At 48.9% G+C, this 21,663-nt stretch carries 24 protein-coding genes; 16 read left to right on the top strand and 8 right to left on the bottom strand.

Going from position 1 to position 21,663, the window contains the following annotated elements:
• Positions 1-193: 193 nt before the first annotated feature.
• A complete protein-coding gene (locus tag XMG48_RS08360) occupies positions 194-820 on the bottom strand; it encodes a lytic transglycosylase domain-containing protein (RefSeq protein WP_173481608.1) in 627 nt (208 codons plus the stop codon).
• A 23-nt stretch (positions 821-843) separates the two neighbouring features.
• Between XMG48_RS08360 and XMG48_RS08355 the strand changes: the two genes are divergently transcribed.
• Positions 844-1,491 carry an HAD-IA family hydrolase gene (locus XMG48_RS08355; protein ID WP_173481607.1) on the top strand — a complete coding sequence of 216 codons (648 nt, stop codon included), beginning with the start codon at positions 844-846 and terminating at the stop codon, positions 1,489-1,491.
• A 1-nt stretch (position 1,492) separates the two neighbouring features.
• Entirely contained in the window at positions 1,493-2,548 is a 1,056-nt protein-coding gene (locus XMG48_RS08350) for a S49 family peptidase (protein ID WP_173481606.1), read from the top strand.
• 14 nt (positions 2,549-2,562) lie between these two features.
• Here XMG48_RS08350 and XMG48_RS08345 read toward each other — a convergent pair whose 3' ends face one another.
• Complete coding sequence (locus XMG48_RS08345) at positions 2,563-3,159, bottom strand: nucleoside triphosphate pyrophosphatase (protein WP_173481605.1); 597 nt, start codon at positions 3,157-3,159, stop codon at positions 2,563-2,565.
• A gap of 130 nt (positions 3,160-3,289) precedes the next feature.
• Between XMG48_RS08345 and XMG48_RS08340 the strand changes: the two genes are divergently transcribed.
• The 12 genes from XMG48_RS08340 to XMG48_RS08285 all read left to right on the top strand — a co-directional run bounded on the left by XMG48_RS08340 (position 3,290) and on the right by XMG48_RS08285 (position 12,414).
• Positions 3,290-3,796: a YceD family protein gene (locus XMG48_RS08340; protein ID WP_173481604.1), complete on the top strand. Its 507-nt coding sequence runs from the start codon at positions 3,290-3,292 to the stop codon at positions 3,794-3,796.
• Positions 3,797-3,828: 32 nt separating this feature from the next.
• Positions 3,829-4,008: a 50S ribosomal protein L32 gene (gene rpmF, locus XMG48_RS08335; protein ID WP_173481603.1), complete on the top strand. Its 180-nt coding sequence runs from the start codon at positions 3,829-3,831 to the stop codon at positions 4,006-4,008.
• A gap of 9 nt (positions 4,009-4,017) precedes the next feature.
• Complete coding sequence (gene plsX / locus XMG48_RS08330) at positions 4,018-5,031, top strand: phosphate acyltransferase PlsX (protein ID WP_173481602.1); 1,014 nt, start codon at positions 4,018-4,020, stop codon at positions 5,029-5,031.
• A gap of 83 nt (positions 5,032-5,114) precedes the next feature.
• Complete coding sequence (gene fabD / locus XMG48_RS08325; protein ID WP_173481601.1) at positions 5,115-6,056, top strand: ACP S-malonyltransferase; 942 nt, start codon at positions 5,115-5,117, stop codon at positions 6,054-6,056.
• A gap of 10 nt (positions 6,057-6,066) precedes the next feature.
• Positions 6,067-6,810: a 3-oxoacyl-ACP reductase FabG gene (fabG, locus tag XMG48_RS08320; protein WP_173481600.1), complete on the top strand. Its 744-nt coding sequence runs from the start codon at positions 6,067-6,069 to the stop codon at positions 6,808-6,810.
• A 175-nt stretch (positions 6,811-6,985) separates the two neighbouring features.
• Positions 6,986-7,219 carry an acyl carrier protein gene (acpP, locus tag XMG48_RS08315; RefSeq protein WP_173481599.1) on the top strand — a complete coding sequence of 78 codons (234 nt, stop codon included), beginning with the start codon at positions 6,986-6,988 and terminating at the stop codon, positions 7,217-7,219.
• 82 nt (positions 7,220-7,301) lie between these two features.
• Complete coding sequence (gene fabF / locus XMG48_RS08310; protein ID WP_173481598.1) at positions 7,302-8,540, top strand: beta-ketoacyl-ACP synthase II; 1,239 nt, start codon at positions 7,302-7,304, stop codon at positions 8,538-8,540.
• A 67-nt stretch (positions 8,541-8,607) separates the two neighbouring features.
• On the top strand, positions 8,608-9,645 hold the full coding sequence (gene mltG, locus XMG48_RS08305; protein WP_173481597.1) for an endolytic transglycosylase MltG: 1,038 nt from the start codon (positions 8,608-8,610) through the stop codon (positions 9,643-9,645).
• Positions 9,645-10,271, top strand: coding sequence for a dTMP kinase (tmk, locus tag XMG48_RS08300; RefSeq protein ID WP_173481596.1), 627 nt, complete (start codon positions 9,645-9,647; stop codon positions 10,269-10,271). The genes mltG and tmk overlap by 1 nt, the downstream gene beginning before the upstream one ends.
• The gene (locus XMG48_RS08295; RefSeq protein ID WP_173481595.1) at positions 10,268-11,254 is read left to right on the top strand and encodes a DNA polymerase III subunit delta'; all 987 of its coding nucleotides are present in this window, start codon (positions 10,268-10,270) and stop codon (positions 11,252-11,254) included. The genes tmk and XMG48_RS08295 overlap by 4 nt, the downstream gene beginning before the upstream one ends.
• Positions 11,254-11,607, top strand: a complete 354-nt coding sequence (locus tag XMG48_RS08290) for a PilZ domain-containing protein (RefSeq protein ID WP_173481594.1) — start codon at positions 11,254-11,256, stop codon at positions 11,605-11,607. Before XMG48_RS08295 ends, XMG48_RS08290 begins: the two co-directional genes overlap by 1 nt.
• A 27-nt stretch (positions 11,608-11,634) precedes the next feature.
• The gene (locus tag XMG48_RS08285; protein ID WP_173481593.1) at positions 11,635-12,414 is read left to right on the top strand and encodes a TatD family hydrolase; all 780 of its coding nucleotides are present in this window, start codon (positions 11,635-11,637) and stop codon (positions 12,412-12,414) included.
• Between the two features lie 11 nt (positions 12,415-12,425).
• On the opposite strand, the gene XMG48_RS08280 is transcribed toward XMG48_RS08285, so the two are convergent.
• From XMG48_RS08280 to XMG48_RS08260, 5 genes are all read right to left on the bottom strand, one after another.
• Positions 12,426-12,767, bottom strand: coding sequence for a TusE/DsrC/DsvC family sulfur relay protein (locus tag XMG48_RS08280; protein WP_173481592.1), 342 nt, complete (start codon positions 12,765-12,767; stop codon positions 12,426-12,428).
• A complete protein-coding gene (tusB, locus tag XMG48_RS08275; RefSeq protein ID WP_173481591.1) occupies positions 12,767-13,072 on the bottom strand; it encodes a sulfurtransferase complex subunit TusB in 306 nt (101 codons plus the stop codon). Before tusB ends, XMG48_RS08280 begins: the two co-directional genes overlap by 1 nt.
• On the bottom strand, positions 13,065-13,421 hold the full coding sequence (tusC, locus tag XMG48_RS08270; protein WP_173481590.1) for a sulfurtransferase complex subunit TusC: 357 nt from the start codon (positions 13,419-13,421) through the stop codon (positions 13,065-13,067). Before tusC ends, tusB begins: the two co-directional genes overlap by 8 nt.
• On the bottom strand, positions 13,418-13,816 hold the full coding sequence (gene tusD / locus XMG48_RS08265) for a sulfurtransferase complex subunit TusD (RefSeq protein WP_173481589.1): 399 nt from the start codon (positions 13,814-13,816) through the stop codon (positions 13,418-13,420). Before tusD ends, tusC begins: the two co-directional genes overlap by 4 nt.
• A gap of 665 nt (positions 13,817-14,481) precedes the next feature.
• Positions 14,482-15,162, bottom strand: coding sequence for a Bax inhibitor-1/YccA family protein (locus XMG48_RS08260; RefSeq protein ID WP_173481588.1), 681 nt, complete (start codon positions 15,160-15,162; stop codon positions 14,482-14,484).
• 240 nt (positions 15,163-15,402) lie between these two features.
• Here XMG48_RS08260 and XMG48_RS08255 point away from each other — a divergent pair, with 240 nt between their 5' ends.
• Together XMG48_RS08255 and XMG48_RS08250 are read left to right on the top strand one after the other, a co-directional pair.
• On the top strand, positions 15,403-18,309 hold the full coding sequence (locus XMG48_RS08255) for an insulinase family protein (protein ID WP_371731445.1): 2,907 nt from the start codon (positions 15,403-15,405) through the stop codon (positions 18,307-18,309).
• The gene (locus tag XMG48_RS08250; RefSeq protein WP_173481587.1) at positions 18,306-19,163 is read left to right on the top strand and encodes a DMT family transporter; all 858 of its coding nucleotides are present in this window, start codon (positions 18,306-18,308) and stop codon (positions 19,161-19,163) included. Before XMG48_RS08255 ends, XMG48_RS08250 begins: the two co-directional genes overlap by 4 nt.
• Before the next feature lie 218 nt (positions 19,164-19,381).
• Here XMG48_RS08250 and XMG48_RS08245 read toward each other — a convergent pair whose 3' ends face one another.
• The gene (locus XMG48_RS08245; RefSeq protein ID WP_173481586.1) at positions 19,382-21,604 is read right to left on the bottom strand and encodes an NADP-dependent isocitrate dehydrogenase; all 2,223 of its coding nucleotides are present in this window, start codon (positions 21,602-21,604) and stop codon (positions 19,382-19,384) included.
• Positions 21,605-21,663: the final 59 nt, after the last annotated feature.

Below are 21,663 nucleotides of genomic sequence, written 5' to 3'. Positions count from 1 at the left end.
TAAAATTTTTTCAAAAAAAGTTACAGATTCACGGAACTAAAAGACTTCACAGAGGGTCTACTGTTCTACAAGCAGGGCATTTTTTAAGCCCTATTTGGTAAATCACCAGCTTGAAAGCCTCTAAATGAGCAGTTATTACTGCTGACCGCAGCCTGGAACTCCCCCTTTATCCGGCCTGCGGTTTTTTATTGCCTTAAAGAACCTTGTCGTAGCGTGCTTTAAGAATCATTACACGTTCAATGTAGCGCTCTGTCTCGGGATAGGGTGGTATGCCTTGGTAACGTTTCACAGCCGTTGGCCCTGCGTTGTAGGCTGCTAGGGCCAATTTTGTGTCACCAAACTGCTCTAGCTGCTCTTTTAGGTATTGGCTCCCGGCAAAGATGTTCGCGCTAGGATCCTGTCGGTTCTCGACACCTAGGGAGAGTGCTGTCTTTTTCATTAGCTGCATCAAACCCATTGCCCCTTGTGAAGAGAGCGCGTTGCTTTTGAATGCCGACTCCGCATGAATCACGGCGCGAATAAGAGATTCGTCAACCTTGACTTGGTTGGCGGCGATTTGTGTAATGCTGCGAAAGTCTCGAGTGTTTAGAGGCACAGTGTGCCAATCGATTGATGGGTTTGACCGGCAGGCATAACAGTCAAATTTGAGTATTTCATAATGAGTGGTCTGTTTAGGGCGTCGATCGCTGAACGAGAGCACGCCTGACTCGTTGCGAAATTTATAGATGGTCTGCGAACTCTCACTTTTCGCAGAGGTGCTGTAGACTGAGCTGACTATCAGCAGTGTCGACAGCAGTGTTAGACGCTTGTTTAAATACATAATGCTCAAACTTTGAGGTTTACGTGAAGTATAGGCTACTTATTTTCGATTGGGATGGAACTTTAATCGATTCTCAAGCGCGTATCGTATCCAGTTTTCAGGGCGCTACGCGTGAGCTAGGTCTAAGAATCCCCAGTGATGAGTCAGTGCGAGATATTATTGGCCTTGGCTTGCCAGAGGCTATTCTTAAAGTCATGCCTGAATGTGATGCCGCAACGCGAGAGCTCATTCGGCAGGGTTACAGTAAACACTATCTAGAGGTTGATCAGACACCCACGGCGCTATTTGACGGTGCATTTGATGGACTGGGGCTACTCAAACAGCATGGCTATCGACTCTCGGTCGCGACTGGAAAAAGCCGCCGTGGTTTGGATCGCGTCCTGTCTGATACAGAGTTGGCGGGCCATTTTGAACTGACCAAGTGTGCTGATGAGACGGCATCCAAGCCAGATCCTTTGATGCTGCATGAGATCCTAGAAGAGACAGGTTTGGATGCTAGCGAAGTCCTTATGATTGGTGACACCAGTTATGATTTGGAGATGGCGCGCAGTGCGGGTATTGATCGAGTGGCTATGAGCTATGGGGTGCATGAGGTGGATGATCTGCATGCCTTTGAACCGTTGCAGGTGTTTGATCATTTTAATGAGTTAGTGGATTGGTTAAGGAGTTAATGTGGAACACAATCCTTGGGGTGAAAAGCCTAGTGATTCAAAAGAGAGTATTGAGCAGGCTAGTGGAACGGTTGTGCAAACTAATGAGAAGAGTGATCAGCCTGCTGTAGACAGTACCGATTCAAAAAGCTGGCGCTTGCTTGAAAAGCTGGTTGATAACGTCAACCGTGAGCAGCGCCGATCTCGCCGTTGGGGCATCTTCTTCAAGTCTCTGACCTTTATCTATCTGTTTGGTATCGCAGGCTTTTTTCTGTGGAGTGAGAAGTTCGCCTCCATTGAGGAGATCTCTAAGCCACATGTGGCAGTGGTTCAAGTGCGTGGCGTTATTTCAGACAGCAGCGAAGCCAGTGCTGATCTGTTGATCACCTCTCTGCGCGATGCGTTTGAGGCATCTGACAGTCTCGGTGTTATTGTGCGTATTAACAGCCCGGGTGGTAGTCCTGTTCAAGCCGGTTACGTCTATGATGAGATTGTTCGACTCCGTGCACTCTATCCTGATAAGGCGGTGATGGCCGTTATTACCGATATTGGCGCCAGTGGCGGTTATTACCTAGCCAGTGCCGCGGACGCTATCTATGCGGATAAAGCCAGCCTGGTAGGTTCAATTGGGGTCATTTCAAGTGGATTTGGTTTTGTCGATTTGATGGAGAAGCTAGGGGTTGAACGCCGTGCTCTTACCGCAGGCGACAGCAAAGCACTGCTAGACCCTTTCCAGCCGCTCTCGGATCAACAGAAGCGCTTTTGGCAATCTGTGTTGGATACTACTCACCAACAGTTTATTGACGCTGTGAAGCAGGGTAGGGGTGATCGTCTTGCTGATAACCCTGAGCTGTTCTCTGGACTAATCTGGACAGGTGAACAGGCCGTTGAATTGGGTTTGATTGATGGGTTAGGCAGTGCTAGCTCTGTTGCTCGCGAACAGTTTAATACCGATCATCTAATTGATTACAGCTACCGTCCAAACGCGGTTGAACGCTTGGCAGAGCGTCTAGGTGTTGGGGTGGCCAGTCAGGTTATGAACACTCTCGGTATAACGAGCTCTATCCAGTTCAAATAGATCGCTAATAGCGTCTATTTTAGAAGCGGGTTGATGCCCGCTTCTAGTAATAGATGGTTTAACCCAATCAGTGGCAGGCCAATTAGAGTATTAGGGTCTCTGCTCTCAATCGACTCAAACAGAGTGATACCTAACCCCTCGCATTTAAAACTGCCTGCGCAGTCCAGCGGTTGCTCGCGATCAATGTAAGCTGTGATCTCTGCGTCTGACAGTTCTCTAAAGGTCACGACAACCTCTTCTAGATACTCTCTAGTCTCCTCAGTTTGGCTGTTGAAAAGCGCCAAAGAGGTTAGAAAGCTGACACGCCGACCGCTGCACAAAGAGAGCTGGGTAATCGCTCTCTCTTTGGTTAAAGGTTTGCCAAGAATCAGCTGGTCAAGCGTAGCCAGTTGATCAGACCCTATAATCCAGTGTGCAGGGAACTCTTTAGCTAACGCCTTGGCTTTCAGTTGGGCTAAACGAGCCGCACAAGCCTCTGGAGACTCACCGGCTATTGGCGTCTCATCGATGTCGGGAGAGGCGTGTTCAAACTCATTTAAAATGCGAGACAGTAGTTCGCGGCGATATTTTGAGCTTGAGGCTAAAACGATCGGTAATTGGTGGCTTTTCATCGATATTCCGCTGCGATTTTGTGCAGATTGGGCTTTTGTTAGCTAAAGAGGCTCTAACCTAACAAATATCCTCAATTAATGGCATATATTCCTTTACAGTTGGGCTTCAGATCCCTAGAATTGCGCGCTTATGTCGAACGGCCCTCTTCCGAAAAAAGTCGACCCTCGGAAACTTGCCGAGCGGGAAGCAGTTTTAACAGGCACTATTGCATTGCAATCTATGCCTCAGCTCTGCTCCTTGCTGGTCAGTCCCTGTGGTGATGTCAATGTAGAACTGGCTTTTGCCCTTGATGAGCAGAAGCTAAGAACTGTGACCGGACAAGCGAACGTTGAAGTTCAGCAACAGTGTCAACGTTGCTTGGAGCCAGTGACATTGCAATTGGAAGCAGAGTTCAGTTTAGCCGTTGTGTTAAACGAAGAGCAGGCCAAGAATTTGCCCCGTTACTATGATCCTCTACTGTTAGAGGATGATGTAAATCTTGCAGATTTGGTCGGAGAAGAGTTGATACTGAGTTTACCAGCCGTCTGTTATCATGATGACTGTTCAGTAAAAATGTCCTTCGGCGAAGATGAGATACCTGCGGAGCAGATTGAAAAACCGAATCCATTTAGTGTGCTAGCGAGCCTTAAGAAGTAGCGCTAGTAAAGTAAGATCCAGGAGTAAAAACCATGGCAGTACAGCAGAACAAAAAGTCTCGTTCACGTCGCGATATGCGCCGTTCACACGATGCACTTAGCAACCCAACTCTTTCAGTTGAACAGACTACTGGTGAGACTCACCGTCGTCACCACATGACAGCTGACGGTTTCTACCGCGGTCGTCAGGTTGTTGCAAAAGGCGACGAGTAAGTCTTAGCCGTGCAACACAGTTATTGCATCGCTGTTGATGCAATGGGCGGGGACTTCGGTCCCCGTATTACTGTTGAGGCCTCCCTCGCAGTTCTTAAAGATCACCCTGATCTATCGATTACCCTTGTGGGTGATCAAGAGCAGATCGCTCCCTATCTTCCTAAAGACGCTAATTCACAGTTAAGCCTTGTGCATGCTTCATCGGTTATTACGGCCGATATGAGGGTAATTTCCGCTCTGCGTGAAGGCTCGGACAGCTCAATGCAGTTAGCTCTGGATCAGCTCGCATCAGGTTCGGCCTGTGCCGTTGTGAGTGCTGGCAATACGGGGGCTTTGATGGCCCTTGCGAGACGCACCTTGGGAATGATTCAGGGGATCGATCGTCCCGCTATCTCTGCAGCTATGCCGACCTTGAAAGGCGAGTGTCAGGTCGTCGATTTGGGCGCTAACTTAGACTCTTCCCCAGAGATGCTAAAGCAGTTTGCTGTGTTGGGGCGCGCTTTGGTGCGGGTTACAACAAGTAGAGATCCAAAAATTGGTCTGCTTAACGTAGGCTCTGAAGAGACCAAGGGCAACGAGACGCTTCGTGAAGCGAGTGCTCAGATAGCGGAACTTCCAGAGGTGAACTACATCGGCTTTGTTGAAGGCGCTGATCTGTTTGTTGGTGAAGCGGATTTGATCGTCTGTGATGGTCTGGTCGGTAACGTGGCCCTAAAGAGTAGCGAAGGGGTCGCTAAGCTGCTAGCTCATCGACTGCGCCAGGTGTTTGCAGGTTCACTCTACAGTAAAGTCATCGCATGGCTGGCTAGCCCAATGCTGACAGCCCTGACTAAATCGCTCGATTCAGGTCAAAGAAATGGTGCACTGTTTTTAGGTTTGAATGGTCTGGTCGTTAAAAGTCATGGTGCTGCGAACGCTAATGACTTTAAGGCGGCTTTGGAAAACACTTTGAATATGCTCAAAGCCAATCTGTCTAAGCAGTTAGCGGATCAGGTTGCTCGCGATCTAAACAGTTCCCCTTAAGGGTTCAGATATTCCTCATATGATGTAAACTCCGTACTAGGATTTTTTATGGAGTTAATCTCCGCTAGTTAATCGAGGACAACATGTCTCAATCACTTGCATTGGTCTTCCCAGGCCAAGGTTCACAATCACTCGGTATGTTGAGTGATCTAGCTGCACAGCACTCTATTATCACGGATACGTTTAAAGAGGCTTCTGAAGCCTTAGGTCAGGATCTTTGGGCTATTGCTCAAGAGGGGCCTGAAGCGGTTCTTAATAGCACTGAGAATACACAACCTGTTCTGCTGACTTCGAGTGTTGCTCTGTGGCGTCTATGGCAACAGCAGGGTGGTGAAGCTCCATCAGTAGTCGCAGGCCACTCGTTGGGTGAATACTCTGCACTAGTTTGTGCTGGTGCTATCTCTTTGGCTGACGGTGTGCGTTTAGTTCGCCTTCGTGGCGAATTGATGCAGGCTGCGGTTCCTGCTGGTACTGGGGCGATGGCGGCAATTCTTGGTCTTGATGACGCGGCTGTTGTGGCTGCTTGTGAGCAAGCCGCTCAAGGTGCAGTGGTCTCTGCAGTTAACTTTAACTGCCCAGGTCAGGTCGTAATTGCCGGTGAGAAAGCAGCGGTTGAGCGTGGTGTGGAAGCTTGTAAAGAGTCGGGTGCTAAACGTGCAGTAGAGCTACCTGTATCGGTGCCTTCTCACTGTGCTTTGATGCAGCCAGCAGCTGAGAAGTTGGCTGAAGCATTGGCAAAGATTGAGATTACACTGCCAGCGATTAAACTCATTCACAACGTCAATGCATCGACCTGTGAAGATGTTGCTGAATTGCGTGATCTGTTGGTGCAGCAGCTGTACAGTCCAGTGCGTTGGACTGAGAGCGTACAAGCAATGTTAGCACTGGGTGTTGATCGCACCGTTGAGTGTGGTCCAGGTAAAGTTCTGTCGGGTCTGAATAAGAAAGTCGATCGCGCATTAACCGTTTTGAATATTGGTGATTCTGCGGGTCTAGACAAAGCCCTAGAAGCACAAAATAGCTAAGGATTAAAAGATGAGTTTAGAAAATAAAGTTGCGCTAGTAACAGGTGCTACCCGCGGTATCGGTAAAGCGATCGCAGAGAATCTCGCTGCACAGGGCGCTACCGTTCTTGGAACAGCAACGAGTGAAGGTGGTGCTAGTGCAATCACTGAATACTTAGCTGCAGCCGGTAATGCGGGTAAAGGTTATGTACTAAACGTCTCTGATAAAGAGTCGGTTGATGCGGTACTGGCACAGATCCAAGAGGAGTTCGGTGCGGTTACCATTCTGGTCAACAATGCTGGTATTACTAAAGACAACCTGATGATGCGTATGAAGGATGATGAGTGGGATTCTGTGCTGAATACCAATCTTTCGTCAGTCTACCGCATGGTTAAAGGTGTTCTACGCGGCATGACAAAAGCGCGCTGGGGTCGTGTGGTCAGCGTCAGCTCTGTTGTGGCCTCTATGGGTAACGCGGGTCAAGCAAACTACGCAGCAGCTAAAGCAGGTATGGAAGGTTTCTCACGTGCATTGGCTCGTGAATTAGGTAGTCGTAACGTGACGGTCAACTGTGTTGCGCCTGGTTTCATCGATACCGATATGACGGCTGATCTACCTGAAGCACATAAAGAGATGCTGCAGTCTCAGATATCACTGTCACGTCTAGGTAAGCCTGAAGAGATCGCAGCAGTCGTTGGTTTCTTATGCAGCGAATCTGGCGGTTATGTGACCGGTGAAACGATCCAGGTCAACGGTGGTATGTACATGGGTTAAAACCCCCGTTTAGGTGTGGTTTTTTACCGTATAAAAGGTTGTAATTTCCATCAGATAGCGGATAATTGCACCCAGTTAACAATTGTTGCTTATCTTTTATGTAAGCAGCGGTTTTCTAAAATTCCCAAAGTGTCAGTATAGATACAGTGGGCGTTGAAACATTATAGGAATCGATATGAGCAATATTGAAGATCGCGTTAAGAAAATTATCGCCGAGCAACTTGGTGTTAAAGAAGAAGAAGTGACTAACGAAGCTTCTTTCGTAGAAGACCTCGGTGCTGATTCACTTGACACTGTTGAACTAGTAATGGCTCTTGAAGAGGAATTCGAAACTGAAATTCCTGATGAAGAAGCTGAGAAAATCACTACAGTTCAGCTAGCAATCGACTACGTTAACGCTAACCAGTAATCGGTTCTACGTACGTTCGAAAAGCCGCACCTGCCTAGAGTAGTTGCGGCTTTTCTTTTATTAGCCCATCGGAGAGTTTTAGATGTCGCGCAATCGAGTTGTAGTCACAGGTCTTGGTCTATTAACACCTGTTGGTCAAACGGTCGATGACACTTGGTCAAATATTCTTGCGGGAAAGAGTGGTGCAGGCCCAATTGAGCATTTTGATGCTTCGGCTTTCAGCACACGTTTCTCATCATCTGTTAAAGATTTTCAACTAGAGCCTTACCTCAACCCTAAAGAGGCTCGTAAGATGGATCTGTTCATTCAATACGGCATGGTGGCTGCTATTCAAGCAGTTGAAGATTCCGGTATTGAAGTCTCAGAAGAGAATGCACCACGCATTGGTTGTGCCATTGGCTCCGGCATCGGTGGTCTACCAATGATTGAAAACACACACGACATACTGAATAAGTCAGGCCCTCGTCGAGTCTCTCCATTTTTCGTTCCTGGCAGTATCATCAATATGATCGCAGGTAACCTAGCCATTAAATATGGCTTCCGTGGACCGAATATTGCGATCACAACCGCCTGTACAACCGGTACCCACAACATTGGTCATGCGATGCGCATGATTCAATACGGTGATGCTGATGTGATGATCGCAGGTGGCTCTGAGATGGCGACAACGCCACTTGGTTTGGGTGGTTTTGCCGCTGCGCGTGCCTTGTCGAGTCGTAACGACGATCCACAAGCAGCAAGTCGTCCATGGGATCGTGATCGTGATGGGTTTGTGCTGGGTGATGGTGCCGGAATGTTGGTACTTGAGTCCTATGAGCATGCTAAAGCGCGTGGTGCGAAGATCTACTGTGAGTTGAGTGGCTTTGGTATGAGTGATGACGCCTACCACATGACTTCACCACCAGAGGATGGTGCCGGTGCTGCTCTGTCGATGACTAATGCGATTAAAGATTCCGGTCTGAACGTCGATCAAATCAACTACATCAATGCACACGGCACATCGACTCCGGCGGGTGATATTGCGGAATCCAATGCGGCTAAAGCGGTATTGGGAAGCGCTGCTTCAGATGTCCGTATGAGCTCGACTAAATCTATGATAGGTCACCTATTAGGGGCTGCAGGTGCTGTCGAAGCAGCCTTCTGTGTGCTGGCTCTTCGTGATCAAGTAGCGCCGCCTACGATCAACTTGGATAACCCAAGTGAAGGCTGTGACCTTAACTATGTGGCTCACACGGCCCAAGAGGCGAAGCTATTTGCCGCTATGTCCAACTCATTTGGCTTTGGTGGTACCAACGGTACACTCGTCTTTAACAAGATCTAGCGACCGTTGAGTCGGGTGCCTATCGGCCCCGACTCATACTGATTGCTAATACTCATTGGGTTTAGGTTTGTTAAAACGAACAGTCATAGTATTTGTTGCTTTTTTTATGGTGCTTGCCTCTGTTGGGTGGAGCCAATATCAGTCCGTTCTTGATCTTCCTAAACAGCGTCTAGCGCTCCAGCAACCAACCACCTTGACGGTTCCTACTGGCTATACGGCCTCACGCTTGGTTCAAGAGCTATCCGATCGTCACTGGTTGGATGAGCCGTTCAAACTTAAGTTACTGTTTAAGCTTCAGCCAGAACTCACCAAGTTGCGCAGCGGCGAGTATGAGGTAAGGGTGGGTGATACCCTAGAGACCCTGCTTGATCGTCTCATATCGGGTCGATCTGTGCAGTATCGAGTGACCCTTATTGAGGGGGCAACCGTTAAAGAGATGCTGGCCTCTCTTGCAGACAATGAACTGCTTGAGAAAACATTGAGTGCTACGGATGCCGCCAGTTTGTCGACTGAACTGGGCCTCAATGTCGATTCATCTGAAGGCCTATTTTTAGCCGAGACCTACTATTTTGAGCGGGGTACAACGGACAAAGAACTGCTGCTTCGTGCACACAGAATGCTTAATGATGTGTTAGATAAGCATTGGCAGAGTCGTGATATAACATTGCCGCTTGAGAGTTCCTACGAAGCCCTTATTCTGGCATCTATCATCGAGAAAGAGACGGGTTTGAGTAGTGAGCGGGGGCAGATCTCGGGTGTCTTCATTCGTCGTCTGAATCGGGGTATGCGACTGCAGACCGATCCAACCGTGATCTATGGCTTAGGTGAGCGTTATCAGGGCAATCTGACACGTAAGCATTTAAAAGAGTCGACACCCTATAACACTTATAGAATTCCAGCGCTCCCTCCTACGCCAATTGCATTGGTAGGGGAGGATGCGATTGTCGCAGCGCTTAATCCTGAGCCTGGTAAGGCGCTCTATTTTGTCGCCAAAGGTGACGGTTCGCACCAGTTTTCAGATACACTAGAGCAACACAATCGCGCCGTAAGAGAGTATCAATTGAAACGTCGCAAAGATTATCGTTCTACACCAGAGGCCAACTAATGCAAGGCAAGTTCATTACACTCGAAGGTGGTGAAGGGGTCGGTAAAACGACCAACTTAGACTACATTCAAGACTGTCTCGAATCGTCCGGTATCGATCTGGTCGTGACACGTGAACCGGGTGGAACTGAATTGGCTGAACAGGTTCGTGAGCTGCTTTTGACCCCGCGATCTGAATCGATGTCCGAGATGACAGAACTCCTTCTTGTCTTTGCTGCTCGAGCACAGCATGTTGAGACCCTCATTAAACCCGCTTTGGCTGAAGGTAAATGGGTGCTTTGTGATCGTTTTATCGATGCGACTCATGCTTATCAGGGTGGTGGCCGAGCGATGAATCAAACGACTATTGATCAGCTAGAGTCGTTGGTGTTGTCCGATCTTCAACCCGACTTAACCCTACTGCTAGACCTACCGGTTGAGGTAGGTATGAGCCGTGCGCGTGCACGAGCTGCGCTCGATCGCTTCGAACAAGAGGAGATGAGCTTCTTTGGTCGTGTACGCGATCGTTACCTAGAGCGTGCAGCAACTTCAAACGGACGCATTCGAATTATTGATGCAGAGCCTGCCATTCCTCAGGTTCAAGCTCAAATTGCGGCGGTGCTGCGTGAGTTTGGAGTTGCATTGTGAGCATTCTTCCTTGGCAGGCAGAGTATTGGCAGCGTATTGATCAGTTGATCGCTGATAATAAGTTACCTCATGCGCTGTTATTGGCTGGGCATAAAGGGGTGGGTAAACGTGCCTTTGCTGAGCACCTCGCTAAACGCTTGCTCTGTAATAACCCTAGGGGTTCAGAACCCTGTGGTCAATGTAAAACCTGTGAGCTGATTCAGCACGAGACGCATCCGGACCTGCTTCACCTCTCACCTGAAGAGGCTGGTAAGGTGATTAAAGTTGATCAGGTGCGCGAAACCATTGATCGCTTACACGGCACTGCGCAGCAGGGTGGTTATCGCGTCTTGATCATCGACCCTGCAGAAGAGATGAATATCTCTGCGGCCAATGCTCTGTTGAAAACCCTCGAAGAGCCTGGCAATAACACACTCATCCTGTTGATTGCTCACCAGTTAGGTCAGGTGATGCCGACCATTCGTAGTCGTTGTCAAAGAATTGAATTTAGTCTGCCTGAAGCTGGTTTAGCGACTGATTGGCTGGCCGAAAAGCTTCAGCTACCTCCTGAAAAAGCCAAAGGTTACTTGGGGTTAGCGCAAGGAGCTCCATTAACAGCTTACGAATGGAAGTCCGGTGGTGCGATTGATCTTCGTGCCAATTTTTTGGGTGGCTTGGCCGATCTGTTGCGTGCTCGAGTCAGTCCAGTCGCCTTGGCAGAGAAATACCAAAAAGAGGATCTGCGTCTGCCTCTAATTTGGTGGCAATCTCTGTTGGGTGATATTGTAAGAATTCAGATTGCGCAGGATGAACAGCCTCGCATCAATTTGGATATGCGTAAGATGGTGGATTCAGTTGCAAAACAGGCGAATGCAAGCCGTGTACTGAAACTCTATGAGTCAGTTCAAGTTGAATTAAACGCGATCCAACGCCACCTAAACCCCAATAAGCAGCTACTATTAGAGAAACTGTTTTTTGATTGGAAAGAGTTGAGTGTTAAGTAATGGTTGAGACAGTTAAATCAGAAAATCACGGCATCCTCGGACTCGTTATACATACGAAAGAGGATCTCTATCGTGCTTACATGCCGTTTTTAGAGCGTGGTGGTCTGTTTATACCAACCAAAGATCAGTACGAGCTAGGCGAAGAGATCTTCCTGCTGCTATCGCTAATGGGCGAGCCTGATAAGATCCCTGTCACCGGCAAAGTGGTTTGGCAAACACCTAAGAATGCGCAGGGCGGTAAAGTGCCGGGGATTGGTATTCAACTCTCATCTGACGAGACTGAGCTGCTTAAGAAGATTGATACCTACCTTGCGGGTGCACACGAATCAGGCCGTCAAACGCTTACCATTTAATTTTCATCGTTTTCAAAGTTTACAATCATGTTCATCGATTCTCATTGTCACTTAGACCGTTTAGATCTCTCCAAACATAACGATTCACTGACTGAGCTGCTTAATGATGCACGTCAACGCGGTGTCTCTAAAATGCTCTGTGTCGGTATCGATATGAATCTCTACCCTGCGATGTTAGAGGCAATAGAGGGGCAGTCTGATGTCTACGCTTCGGTTGGCATTCACCCATGCCACGTCGAAGAGAGTCCTTGGAATGAGGCTCAGATTCGCCAAGCGGTTGCGGCAAATCAGCGTGTCGTCGCCTTAGGTGAGACTGGACTCGATTTCTTCTATAAGACGGATACCAAAGAGCAGCAGGTAGAGAGTTTTGCTAACCACTTAAAGCTGGGAAGTGAGTTGGATCTCCCCGTCATCATTCACACACGTGAAGCGAGAGAAGAGACGCTTGAGGTGATGCAGGAGCATGCGGATCCAAAGACTGCTGGGGTGATGCACTGTTTTACAGAGACGATGGAGATGGCGATGCGCTCAATTGAGCTCGGCTTTATGATCTCTTTCTCAGGCATTATCACCTTTAAGAACGCCGCAGATCTTCGCGAGGTCGTTAAAGCGGTCCCACTGGATAAGTTCCTCATTGAGACCGATTCACCCTATCTAGCGCCTGTACCTTATCGCGGTAAACCGAACCAACCAGGTTACGTCGCAGAAGTCGCACAGTGCGTTGCTGATCTTAAAGGGCTACGAGTAGAAGAGGTGGCTGAACGTTCAGCGGCTAACTTCCACCGTTTGTTCAAAAAAGCGGCTTAGGCTTAGCTAACCTACAGACAGTTGTCCGGTTTAGGCAGTCCTGCAATCAGGGCAATACGCTTTACCGGGCTACCCTCGCCAGGAAAGAGCTGCATTAGGTAGATACTTTTCCCTTTATCAGCCCCCAGATGCAGTGTGGTGTATTTGATGAACGGACGCATCGCAGGGGATAGTTCAAACTCTTGATAGAACTGACGCATCAGGTCAATCAATTCCCAGTGAGCTTCTGTAAGCTCTAGATCAATGCTCTCTGCAAAGGACTCAGCCAGCTCAACATTCCACTGAGTTAAATTTTCTAGGTACCCTTCGGCATCCAATGGGTAGCTAACACCGTTAACCAGCAGATCACTCATTAGAACCAACTCACAGAGCGCGGATACTGAATCGTCAGATCGACAAACCCACCATCGCTACAGGTCGGTAATGAACTAAGGACCCCACGAGCCTGGCAATCGCACTCTAAAACCGTCGCGGGGCAGGGTAGTTCTTGTAATGAACGGCTTAAGCCTTCAGAAGCCCAGTAGACGCCATTTTCGATAAGAAGTAGATGATCATCAGCCTGCAGTAGCTCAAGGCATGCCTGAAGCTTGTTGGGGCTGTTAGGCGGTGTATTGACGATGTAGAGAGTGCCTCTGATCTTGTCGTTGGAGCTAGACATGGAAAATATGATCCTGTTGGCGAATGAGTAGTGCGATCTCAGAACGACTCAACGCTTTTGCCGGCAGAGCAAGCTTGTCTTGAGTAATGCCTCGCTCCTCTAAAGAGTCAGCACAATAGAACAGATCCTCTACATCGTAGAGCGGAAGCGCCTGCTGCATGGCGGAAAGGTTTTTCTGCTCTATCACTGCTGGGTTTTGATCCGGTAGCAGTTGGAACACGCCATCACCCTGAAACAGAAGAGAGACCTTCTGATCAAACAGAGCGGCAGCCAGTGCAAGGTCAGTTGCCTCTCGGGCTTGAGCGCTTCCATAAGGTGCTGAAGAGGTGATCACAAGAAACTGTTTCATGAACCAGCCCCAAAGGTAACGACACGGTCAGATTCCACCGCACTGGCGACTAGCTGCCCCAGACCCGATAGATCATAGCCGTCCGCTAAATTGTCACCCGTCTTGCTGTAGCGGCTACTCTCCGCTGAGTTAATAACCCCACGCCGTACCGCCGCCGCAATGCAGACAACAGCATCCAGTGAGTGTTGAGTAACAAACTGCTGCCACTGCTCAGGCAGGTTTAACTCATCTTGTGGAGCAACACTGTGACTCGTCGCATTGTGAACCCCAGCACCATAAAAAAATAGGCGCTCAATGCTATGACCCGCCTTCAAAAGCGTACGAGCAAAGCGCAAAGCGGTATGGCTGCTCTGATGATCGATCGGCGCGGATTGAATGATGAGGGTGTATTTCATGGTGAGAATTCTAACAACTTATTTTTGATAGGCACATCTTTGTGGGTGTTTTGTTATTGAAGATCAAAAGCACTTCTATCCGACTGACGTCGGCTAGCCTTCTTCTGTTTTCAGCAATGTTGCCGGTGACTGGCTCTCAGCCTGTCATCCGCTGGTAGAATTTATCAGATAATCCGGAAAACACCGATAAAGCAGATGACAGGCTAAAGCCAGTCACTGGTGCTTGAAGATATATCTTTATGAACATCAATCGCGGCCTTTTCAAGACCGCTCCAACAGTGCCAGACTCGAATCTCGTGCCAGTCGCCCCCGTCCGACTGAGAGCGAGCACGGTGTTCTTTTTCGTTAAGACGTTGAAAGGATCGAGCCCCGGATGGGCGAGAGTTTCAGCGCCTGCACGGAGCAGGCTCTTTATAAATGAGAATCTAGCTATTAGCACCAGTGACTGGCTTTAGCCTGTCATCTGCTATATCGGTGTTTTCCAGATTGGTAATAAAGCCTACCTGCGGTTGACAGGCTGAAGGCCAGTTAAGTCCAGGGATGGTCTATATGCAGTCATTGCAGGAGCAAATTACTGCCACCGAAAAGATCGCCACATCTTCGATATGCCTCCAACAAAAAATCCCCGCTATTGCGGGGATTTTAAAAGAAACTCAAACAACAAATTAGTCGTCGTTAAACGCACCCACTAGGCTCAGTAGGTGAACAAACAAGTTGTAGACGTTTAGGTAGAGACCCACCGTCGCCATGATGTAGTTGGTGTAGGTACCGTTGATGATGTTGCTTGTATCGTACAGAAGGAAGCCTGCCATTAGGAAAACAACCGCAGCAGAGAAAGCAAGCTGCATGCCTGATACATCCACACCGAAGAGAGGCAGGATGAACATCGCAAGCATTGCTACGATCAGTACGATAGAGCCCGCAGCCAGGAATCCACCCATGAAGCTAAAATCACGGCGGCTAGACATGACGTAGCCCGTTAGACCGAAGAAGGTTACAGCAGTCATACCCAGAGCCGTCGCTACAATTTGACCGCCATTCGGTAGTGCTAGGTAGGAGTTAAGGATTGGTCCTAGACCAAAACCCATTAGACCTGTGAAAAGGAAGGTCAATGGAAGTGCAGCGGCTGTATTCTGCTTCTTGTTGATGACAAAAAGCATAATGAAGCTGACGATGATGCTTCCTAGGTAGACGATAAACGGTGGGTTGATCGCCATAGAGATAACGGCAGTGACGGTACTGAATACCATGGTCATCGCAAGCAGCATGTATGTGTTGCGAATCATTTTATTGGTATCGCGTACGGCACCCTGTGCTTGTGTGTTGATACTGTCGTAAGTGGCCATAATGTCCTCTTCTCGTTGCTGGTTTGGTTCGGTTTATTACAACCTGAACGCTTTAGTTTTATAGCTCTTTATAATGTTGAGCATTTTACTCAAGATTTCAAGTTTTTAGTTATGATTTTTAACCTTAACCCCCAGTAAATATGGGGCTTTTAAGTAATATCGATTGGTTCGAAGTGGATGCTTAAATGATTCAATGCCGGTACAATTCTGCAATAAATTTTTATTAAAGGGTTGTTGGGTTTGGCACAAGCACACGAGAGTTTTCAATTTATCCGTTCAGAAATGATCAACTCGCTCGGAATCGAAATGAGCGAGTATGAGCACAAGGCGACAGGGGCTAAGCACTTCCACCTTGCAACTGATTATGATGAAAACGTCTTCTTAGTGGCCTTCAGAACCATGCCTGAAGATTCAACCGGGGTGGCTCATATCCTCGAACATACAGCGCTTTGTGGTAGTGAGCGTTTTCCTGTTCGTGATCCCTTCTTCATGATGACTCGCCGTTCACTGAATACCTTCATGAACGCGTTTACCAGCAGCGATTGGACTGCGTACCCCTTTGCCAGCCAGAACCGTAAAGACTTTTTCAATCTCTTGGATGTCTATCTTGATGCTGCATTTTTCCCGCGTCTCGACCCATTAGATTTTGCGCAAGAGGGACACCGTGTAGAGCTAGCGGAAGCGGGTAATCCAGAGTCGGACCTGCTCTTTAAAGGAGTCGTATTCAACGAGATGAAGGGGGCCATGAGCTCAACCACATCGGTGCTGTGGCAAACCGTCTCTAAATACCTTTTCCCAACGACGACCTACCACTACAACTCGGGCGGAGAACCTGCGGATATTCCAGATCTGACATACGATCAGTTAAAAGCCTTTCATGAGACCCACTATCACCCAAGTAATGCCATTGTCATGACCTTTGGTGATATTCCCGTTGACGAATTACAGCGTCGCTTTGAAGAGCAGGCGTTTAATCGTTTTGAACGACTCGATTCTGAATTAAGTGTGCCTGATGAGAAGCGTTACTTTGCCCCGATCAAGGTAGAAGAGGCCTACCCACTCGATCAGGGTGAGACAGAGGGTAAGACCCATCATGTCATTGGTTGGTTGACCAAACCGTCGATCGATCTTAAGGCAGAGCTTGAGGGGCAACTTCTGTCACGCGTTCTGTTGGATAATTCCAGTTCACCCCTGCGAGCCGCTCTAGAGTCAACAGATTTAGGAGCTGCACCTTCACCGCTTTGTGGTATCGAGGACTCTAATCGCGAAATGTCATTCCTCTGTGGTATCGAGGGGAGTGAGCCTGAGCGAGCGGCGCAGTTTGAGCAGCTGGTGTTGGATACGCTGCAAGAGGTGGTTGATCAGGGTGTTGATCCATCCGTTGTGGCCGCCCAACTGCACCAGTTGGAGCTTCAACAACGAGAAATTACTGGTGATCACTACCCCTTTGGTATGTCGCTAATCCTAGCCTCCCTATCAAATGCGATTCACCGTGGTGATGCCATTGCGAGCCTCAATATTGACTCTGTTCTGGATCAACTACGAGAGGAGATTAAAGACCCTCAGTTCATTCCGAATCTAGTAAAAACTTGGTTGCTCGATAACCCGCACCGTGTGCTACTCACTCTAAGGCCTGATACCGAATTGAGTCAGCGTAAAGATCAGGCTGAGGCGGATCGTCTGGCCCAATACAAACAGAGTTTGAGTCGTGAAGCGTTAGAGTCGATCGATGCGCTCGCTAAACAGCTCGAAGAGCGTCAAACCCAAGCCGATGACCCTTCACTGCTGCCAAAAGTGACTTTAGAGGATGTTCCTGTTGAATGTCACTTCCCGGTAGGTGATCAGGTCAATGATTCCACTACTTGGTTTACAGCCGGCACCAATGGCATCGTCTACCAACAGCTGCTGTTTGATCTGCCAGAACTAACGGCAAGGCAGCAGACCCTTCTACCACTCTACACTCAGTGTCTAACGGAATTGGGTAGTGCTGGCCGAACCTACAAAGAGCACCAGGCATTGGAGAGCGCCATTAGTGGTGGTATCTCTGCTTCTATCAATGCCCGAGCAGCGACCGATGATGCGACACAACTGCGCGCTATTCTGACCTTATCTGGCAAAGGGTTAGTTGTTAATCAAGCGGCACTCTCTGAGTTGATGGCCGATATGTTGGTTTCAGCACCTTTTAATGAGACGGCTCGTATTGCTGAGTTGCTCAATCAGAACGCGTCTCGAAAAGAGCAGTCTGTTACCGGTCAGGGGCACTCGTTAGCGATTTTGGCCGCCAGTGCTGGTTTGGCACCTGGGGCTGGTTTCTCTCACGCCTCTAGAGGTTTGCCATCGATTAAATTGGCCCGTGAGTTGGCTGATCAATCCAGTGATGAAAGCCAGTTGAACGCCTTGGCTGAAGAGCTTAGAGGCATTCACCAAGTGATTATGGCCTCTAGCCCTAAAGCGCTATTAGTGGCGGATTCAGAGCATAAAGAGAGCTGTCTGCGCCAGTTTGAAAAAGAGTTTGCGCGTCTATCCTCTGGCTCGATCGATAAGCCTTTCCAGGTATCGACTGAAGCGCCAGTGAAGCAGCAGGCTTGGATCGTTAATACACAGGTTAACTTCTGTGCCAAGGTCTTCAGGACCGTCACCGTAGCGCATCCAGATGCCGCCGCGTTGACCGTTGCAGGTGAGATTCTACGAAACGGTTACCTGCACCGTGCCATTCGAGAGCAGGGCGGTGCTTACGGTTCAGGTGCCAGCCAAGACAGTGGTGACGGGCTATTCCGCTTCTACAGCTACCGTGATCCCAACAGCATCGAGACGATCAACCACTTCGATCAATCAGTGGCTTGGTTGCTTGACGGTGGTGCGGATTCTGAGAAGTTGGAAGAGGCTATCTTGGGTGTGATCAGTTCGATCGATAAACCGGGTTCACCGGCAGGCGAAGCCAAAGCGACCTACCTGAATGCACTCTTTGGCCGTACACCAGAACAACGCATGGAGTATCGCTCAAGAGTGTTAGCTGTGACTTTGGGTGATATTGAGCGAGTGGTTAATCAGTATCTATCAAACCCTGAAGAGGGCTATGAAGCGATTGTGACCAGCGCTAAAACAGCAGAGACTCTCTCTGACAACTACCAGCGATTCTCATTGTGAGTGAGCAGGGTGCAAACCAGCTCTTAAAAGGGGTTCTGTTAGTTATTTTTGCAGAAGCGGTCTTGGTGGCTACCGGTGTGTTAATTCGAACCGTCGCTGAGGCGCTCTCGGTTGCGCAGCTGGTCTTCTTACGAAACGCTTTTGGTCTGCTCATTATGCTGCCACTGGTGTTGGGTGCGAAGGGGATTTCGCTGAAAACCTCACGCATCAACCTTCATTTGGGTAGGGCTCTGGTTGGTGTCTCTGCCATGTCCTGTCTCTACTATGGCTGGACTCATCTTCCACTAGGTACGGCAGCCCTGTTAAAACAGACGGCACCGCTGTTCATGCCACTGCTGGCGCTCTGGTTCTTGAAAGAGAAGATCCACCCCATCCTGTTTTGGTCCCTGCCGATCGGGTTTATTGGGGTAGCACTGGTCCTTAATCCAGCCAATGCCGGTCTGCAACTGGCGGTTTTGATAGGTCTTGCTGGTGCAGTGCTTGGCGCTCAAGCGAAGATCTTCGTGCGTAAAATGAAAGATACAGAACCCTCTCGCAGGGTGGTCTTCTACTTCTCGCTATTTGCGTCTCTATTCAGTGCGCCCTTTGCACTGCAGGGTTGGGTTGCACTGGGTTGGTTTGAGTTAGCGGGGGTCATTGGAATCGCTGCGCTATCGACCTTGGCGCAACTCTCAATGACTAAGGCATACCATAGCGCCCCCGCTGGTTATCTTGGGCCATTCACCTACAGCTCAGTCATCATAGCCAGTCTGGTCGGTTGGTTGTTGTGGGATGAGACTCTAGCAACCTTAACGATTGCCGGTATGGGGTTGATTGTGTTGGGTGGGGTGATGACGTTGAAAGCGAAAGCCTAGTTTGGGCAGATTGCCGGTGACTGGCTTTAGCCTGTCACCCGCTCTTTTAGTTTACTGCCAAGCTCTGCACGTAATTTAAAAGCGGATGACAGGCTAAAGCCTGTCACCAGTACGTTGGAGCCTTATCGAAGATGAGGCGATCTTTTTTCGCGACCTTTTCAAGATCGCTCCAACAAAAAAACCGCGGCAAGCCGCGGTTTTTTTATTCACGCTAACCCTTAGGCATCGATGATGCTGTTTAGAGTCTCACTTGGGCGCATAACCTTAGTTACAACGTCTAGCGGTGCATGGTAGTAACCCTGAAGATCCGCTGGGTTGCCTTGAACGGCTGCTAGCTCTTCTAGGATTTTCGCTTCGTTAGCGCTTAGATCTTCAGCAACTTTAGCGAAGGTTGCTGCTAGCTCTTTATCTTCTTCCTGCTGTGCAAGTTCCTGTGCCCAGTAAAGGCCTAGGTAGAAGTGGCTTCCGCGGTTGTCCAGTTCACCAGTACGACGAGAGGGTGACTTACCACGCTCAAGTAGTGTTTCAGTTGCACGATCGAGTGCTGCTGCAAGAACTTTAGCACGTGGTTTGTTCTCTTTGATGCCTAGCTCTTCTAGTGAGACACCGATTGCAAGGAATTCACCTAAAGAGTCCCAACGTAGGTGGTTCTCTTCGACAACCTGCTGTACGTGCTTAGGTGCAGAACCACCAGCGCCTGTTTCGTACATACCGCCGCCCGCAAGCATTGGAACAACGGATAGCATCTTAGCAGAAGTGCCTAGCTCCATGATTGGGAATAGGTCGGTTAGGTAGTCACGAAGTACGTTACCGGTAACAGAGATGGTATCCATGCCACGGATTAGACGCTCACAAGTAGAGCGCATCGCGCGTACGTAAGACATGATGCGAAGATCTAGACCTTCAGTGTCGTGTTCTTGTAGGTAGAGTTCTACCTTCTTACGAAGTTCACGGTCGTGGGCACGTTCAGCGTCTAGCCAGAAGATCGCAGGAGTGTCTGATTGACGTGAACGAGTCACAGCCAATTTAACCCAGTCACGGATCGCAGCATCTTTGGTCTGACACGCACGCCAGATATCACCTTTCTCAACTTTGTGGCCCATCAATACAGTGCCGTCTTCAGCAACGACGCGCATGATGCCATCCTCTTCCATTTCGAAGGTCTTATCGTGCGAACCGTACTCTTCCGCTTTCATCGCCATTAGACCGACGTTTGGAACGGTACCCATAGTCGTTGGATCGAACGCACCGTGCGTTTTACAGAAGTTGATCATCTCCTGGTAGATACGAGCGTAAGTCGATTCAGGCATGACCGCTTTAGTGTCTTTAGTCTTGCCGTCAGGGCCCCACATCTTACCTGAGTTACGGATCATCGCAGGCATAGAGGCGTCGACGATAACGTCTGAAGGTACGTGAAGGTTAGTGATGCCTTTAACGGAATCAACCATCGCCATTTCTGGGCGGTGCAGTGCAGCTGCGTGGATATCTTCTAGGATCTCTTCACGCTTAGAGTTAGGCAGTGTTTCAAGCTTATCAAGAATGTTACCCATACCGTTGTTAGGGTTAACACCTAGCTCTTCAAACAGCTCGCCCCACTTGTCCCATACCTCTTTGTAGAAGACAGTCACAGCGTGACCAAATACGATAGGGTGAGAGACTTTCATCATGGTCGCTTTTACGTGAAGTGACCACATAACGCCAGACTCTTTACAGTCTTGTAGAGTCTCTTCGAAGAAATTGCGAAGCGCTTTAGCGCTCATGAACATGCCGTCAAGCACTTCACCTTTCTGAAGGTCTAGCTCTTTCTTAACGGTGATGTTGCCATCGCCACAGATGAACTCGATACGGACCTTAGTGTCCTTCTCCATCGTTACAGACTGTTCGCTTGAGAAGAAGTCGCCGCCGTTCATGTAGTCAGCGTGCGTACGTGACGCTTTGCTCCATTGCCCCATGCTGTGTGGGTGCTTGCGTGCAAAGGCTTTAACAGCCGCTGGAGCACGACGGTCTGAGTTACCCTGACGTAGTACAGGGTTAACAGCGGAACCTAGAATCTTAGAGTAACGATCACGGATCTCGATCTCTTTGTCGTTACGTGGCTCATCTGGGAATTCAGGTACGTGGTAGCCCTGGCCCTGAAGTTCAGCAATTGCAGCTTTCAACTGAGGTACAGAGGCTGAGATGTTTGGTAGTTTGATCAGGTTAAGGTTTGGATCAGAGGTCATGTTACCTAGTTGTGCTAGACCGTCTTCAACCTTCTGTTGATCGTTAAGGTACTCGGGGAAAGAGGAGAGGATACGTCCTGCTAGTGAGATGTCGCAGAGTTCAACATTAATGTCTGCGGTTTTAGCAAACTTACGTACGATCGGTAGTAGTGATGCTGTCGCAAGTGCTGGTGCTTCGTCAGTGAGTGTGTAGACGATGGTACTTGGTTTTTTAGCCATTCTAGTCCCCAAATGTTAACGGTAGGATTCCATCAAATTGAAGTTTGTGACCTCAATTT

The organism is Marinobacterium sp. xm-g-48, assembly GCF_013282925.1.
Taxonomy (GTDB): domain Bacteria; phylum Pseudomonadota; class Gammaproteobacteria; order Pseudomonadales; family Balneatricaceae; genus Marinobacterium_E.
The sequence above is the reverse complement of the archived record's forward strand: the minus strand, read 5'-3'. Positions and strand labels throughout refer to the sequence as shown.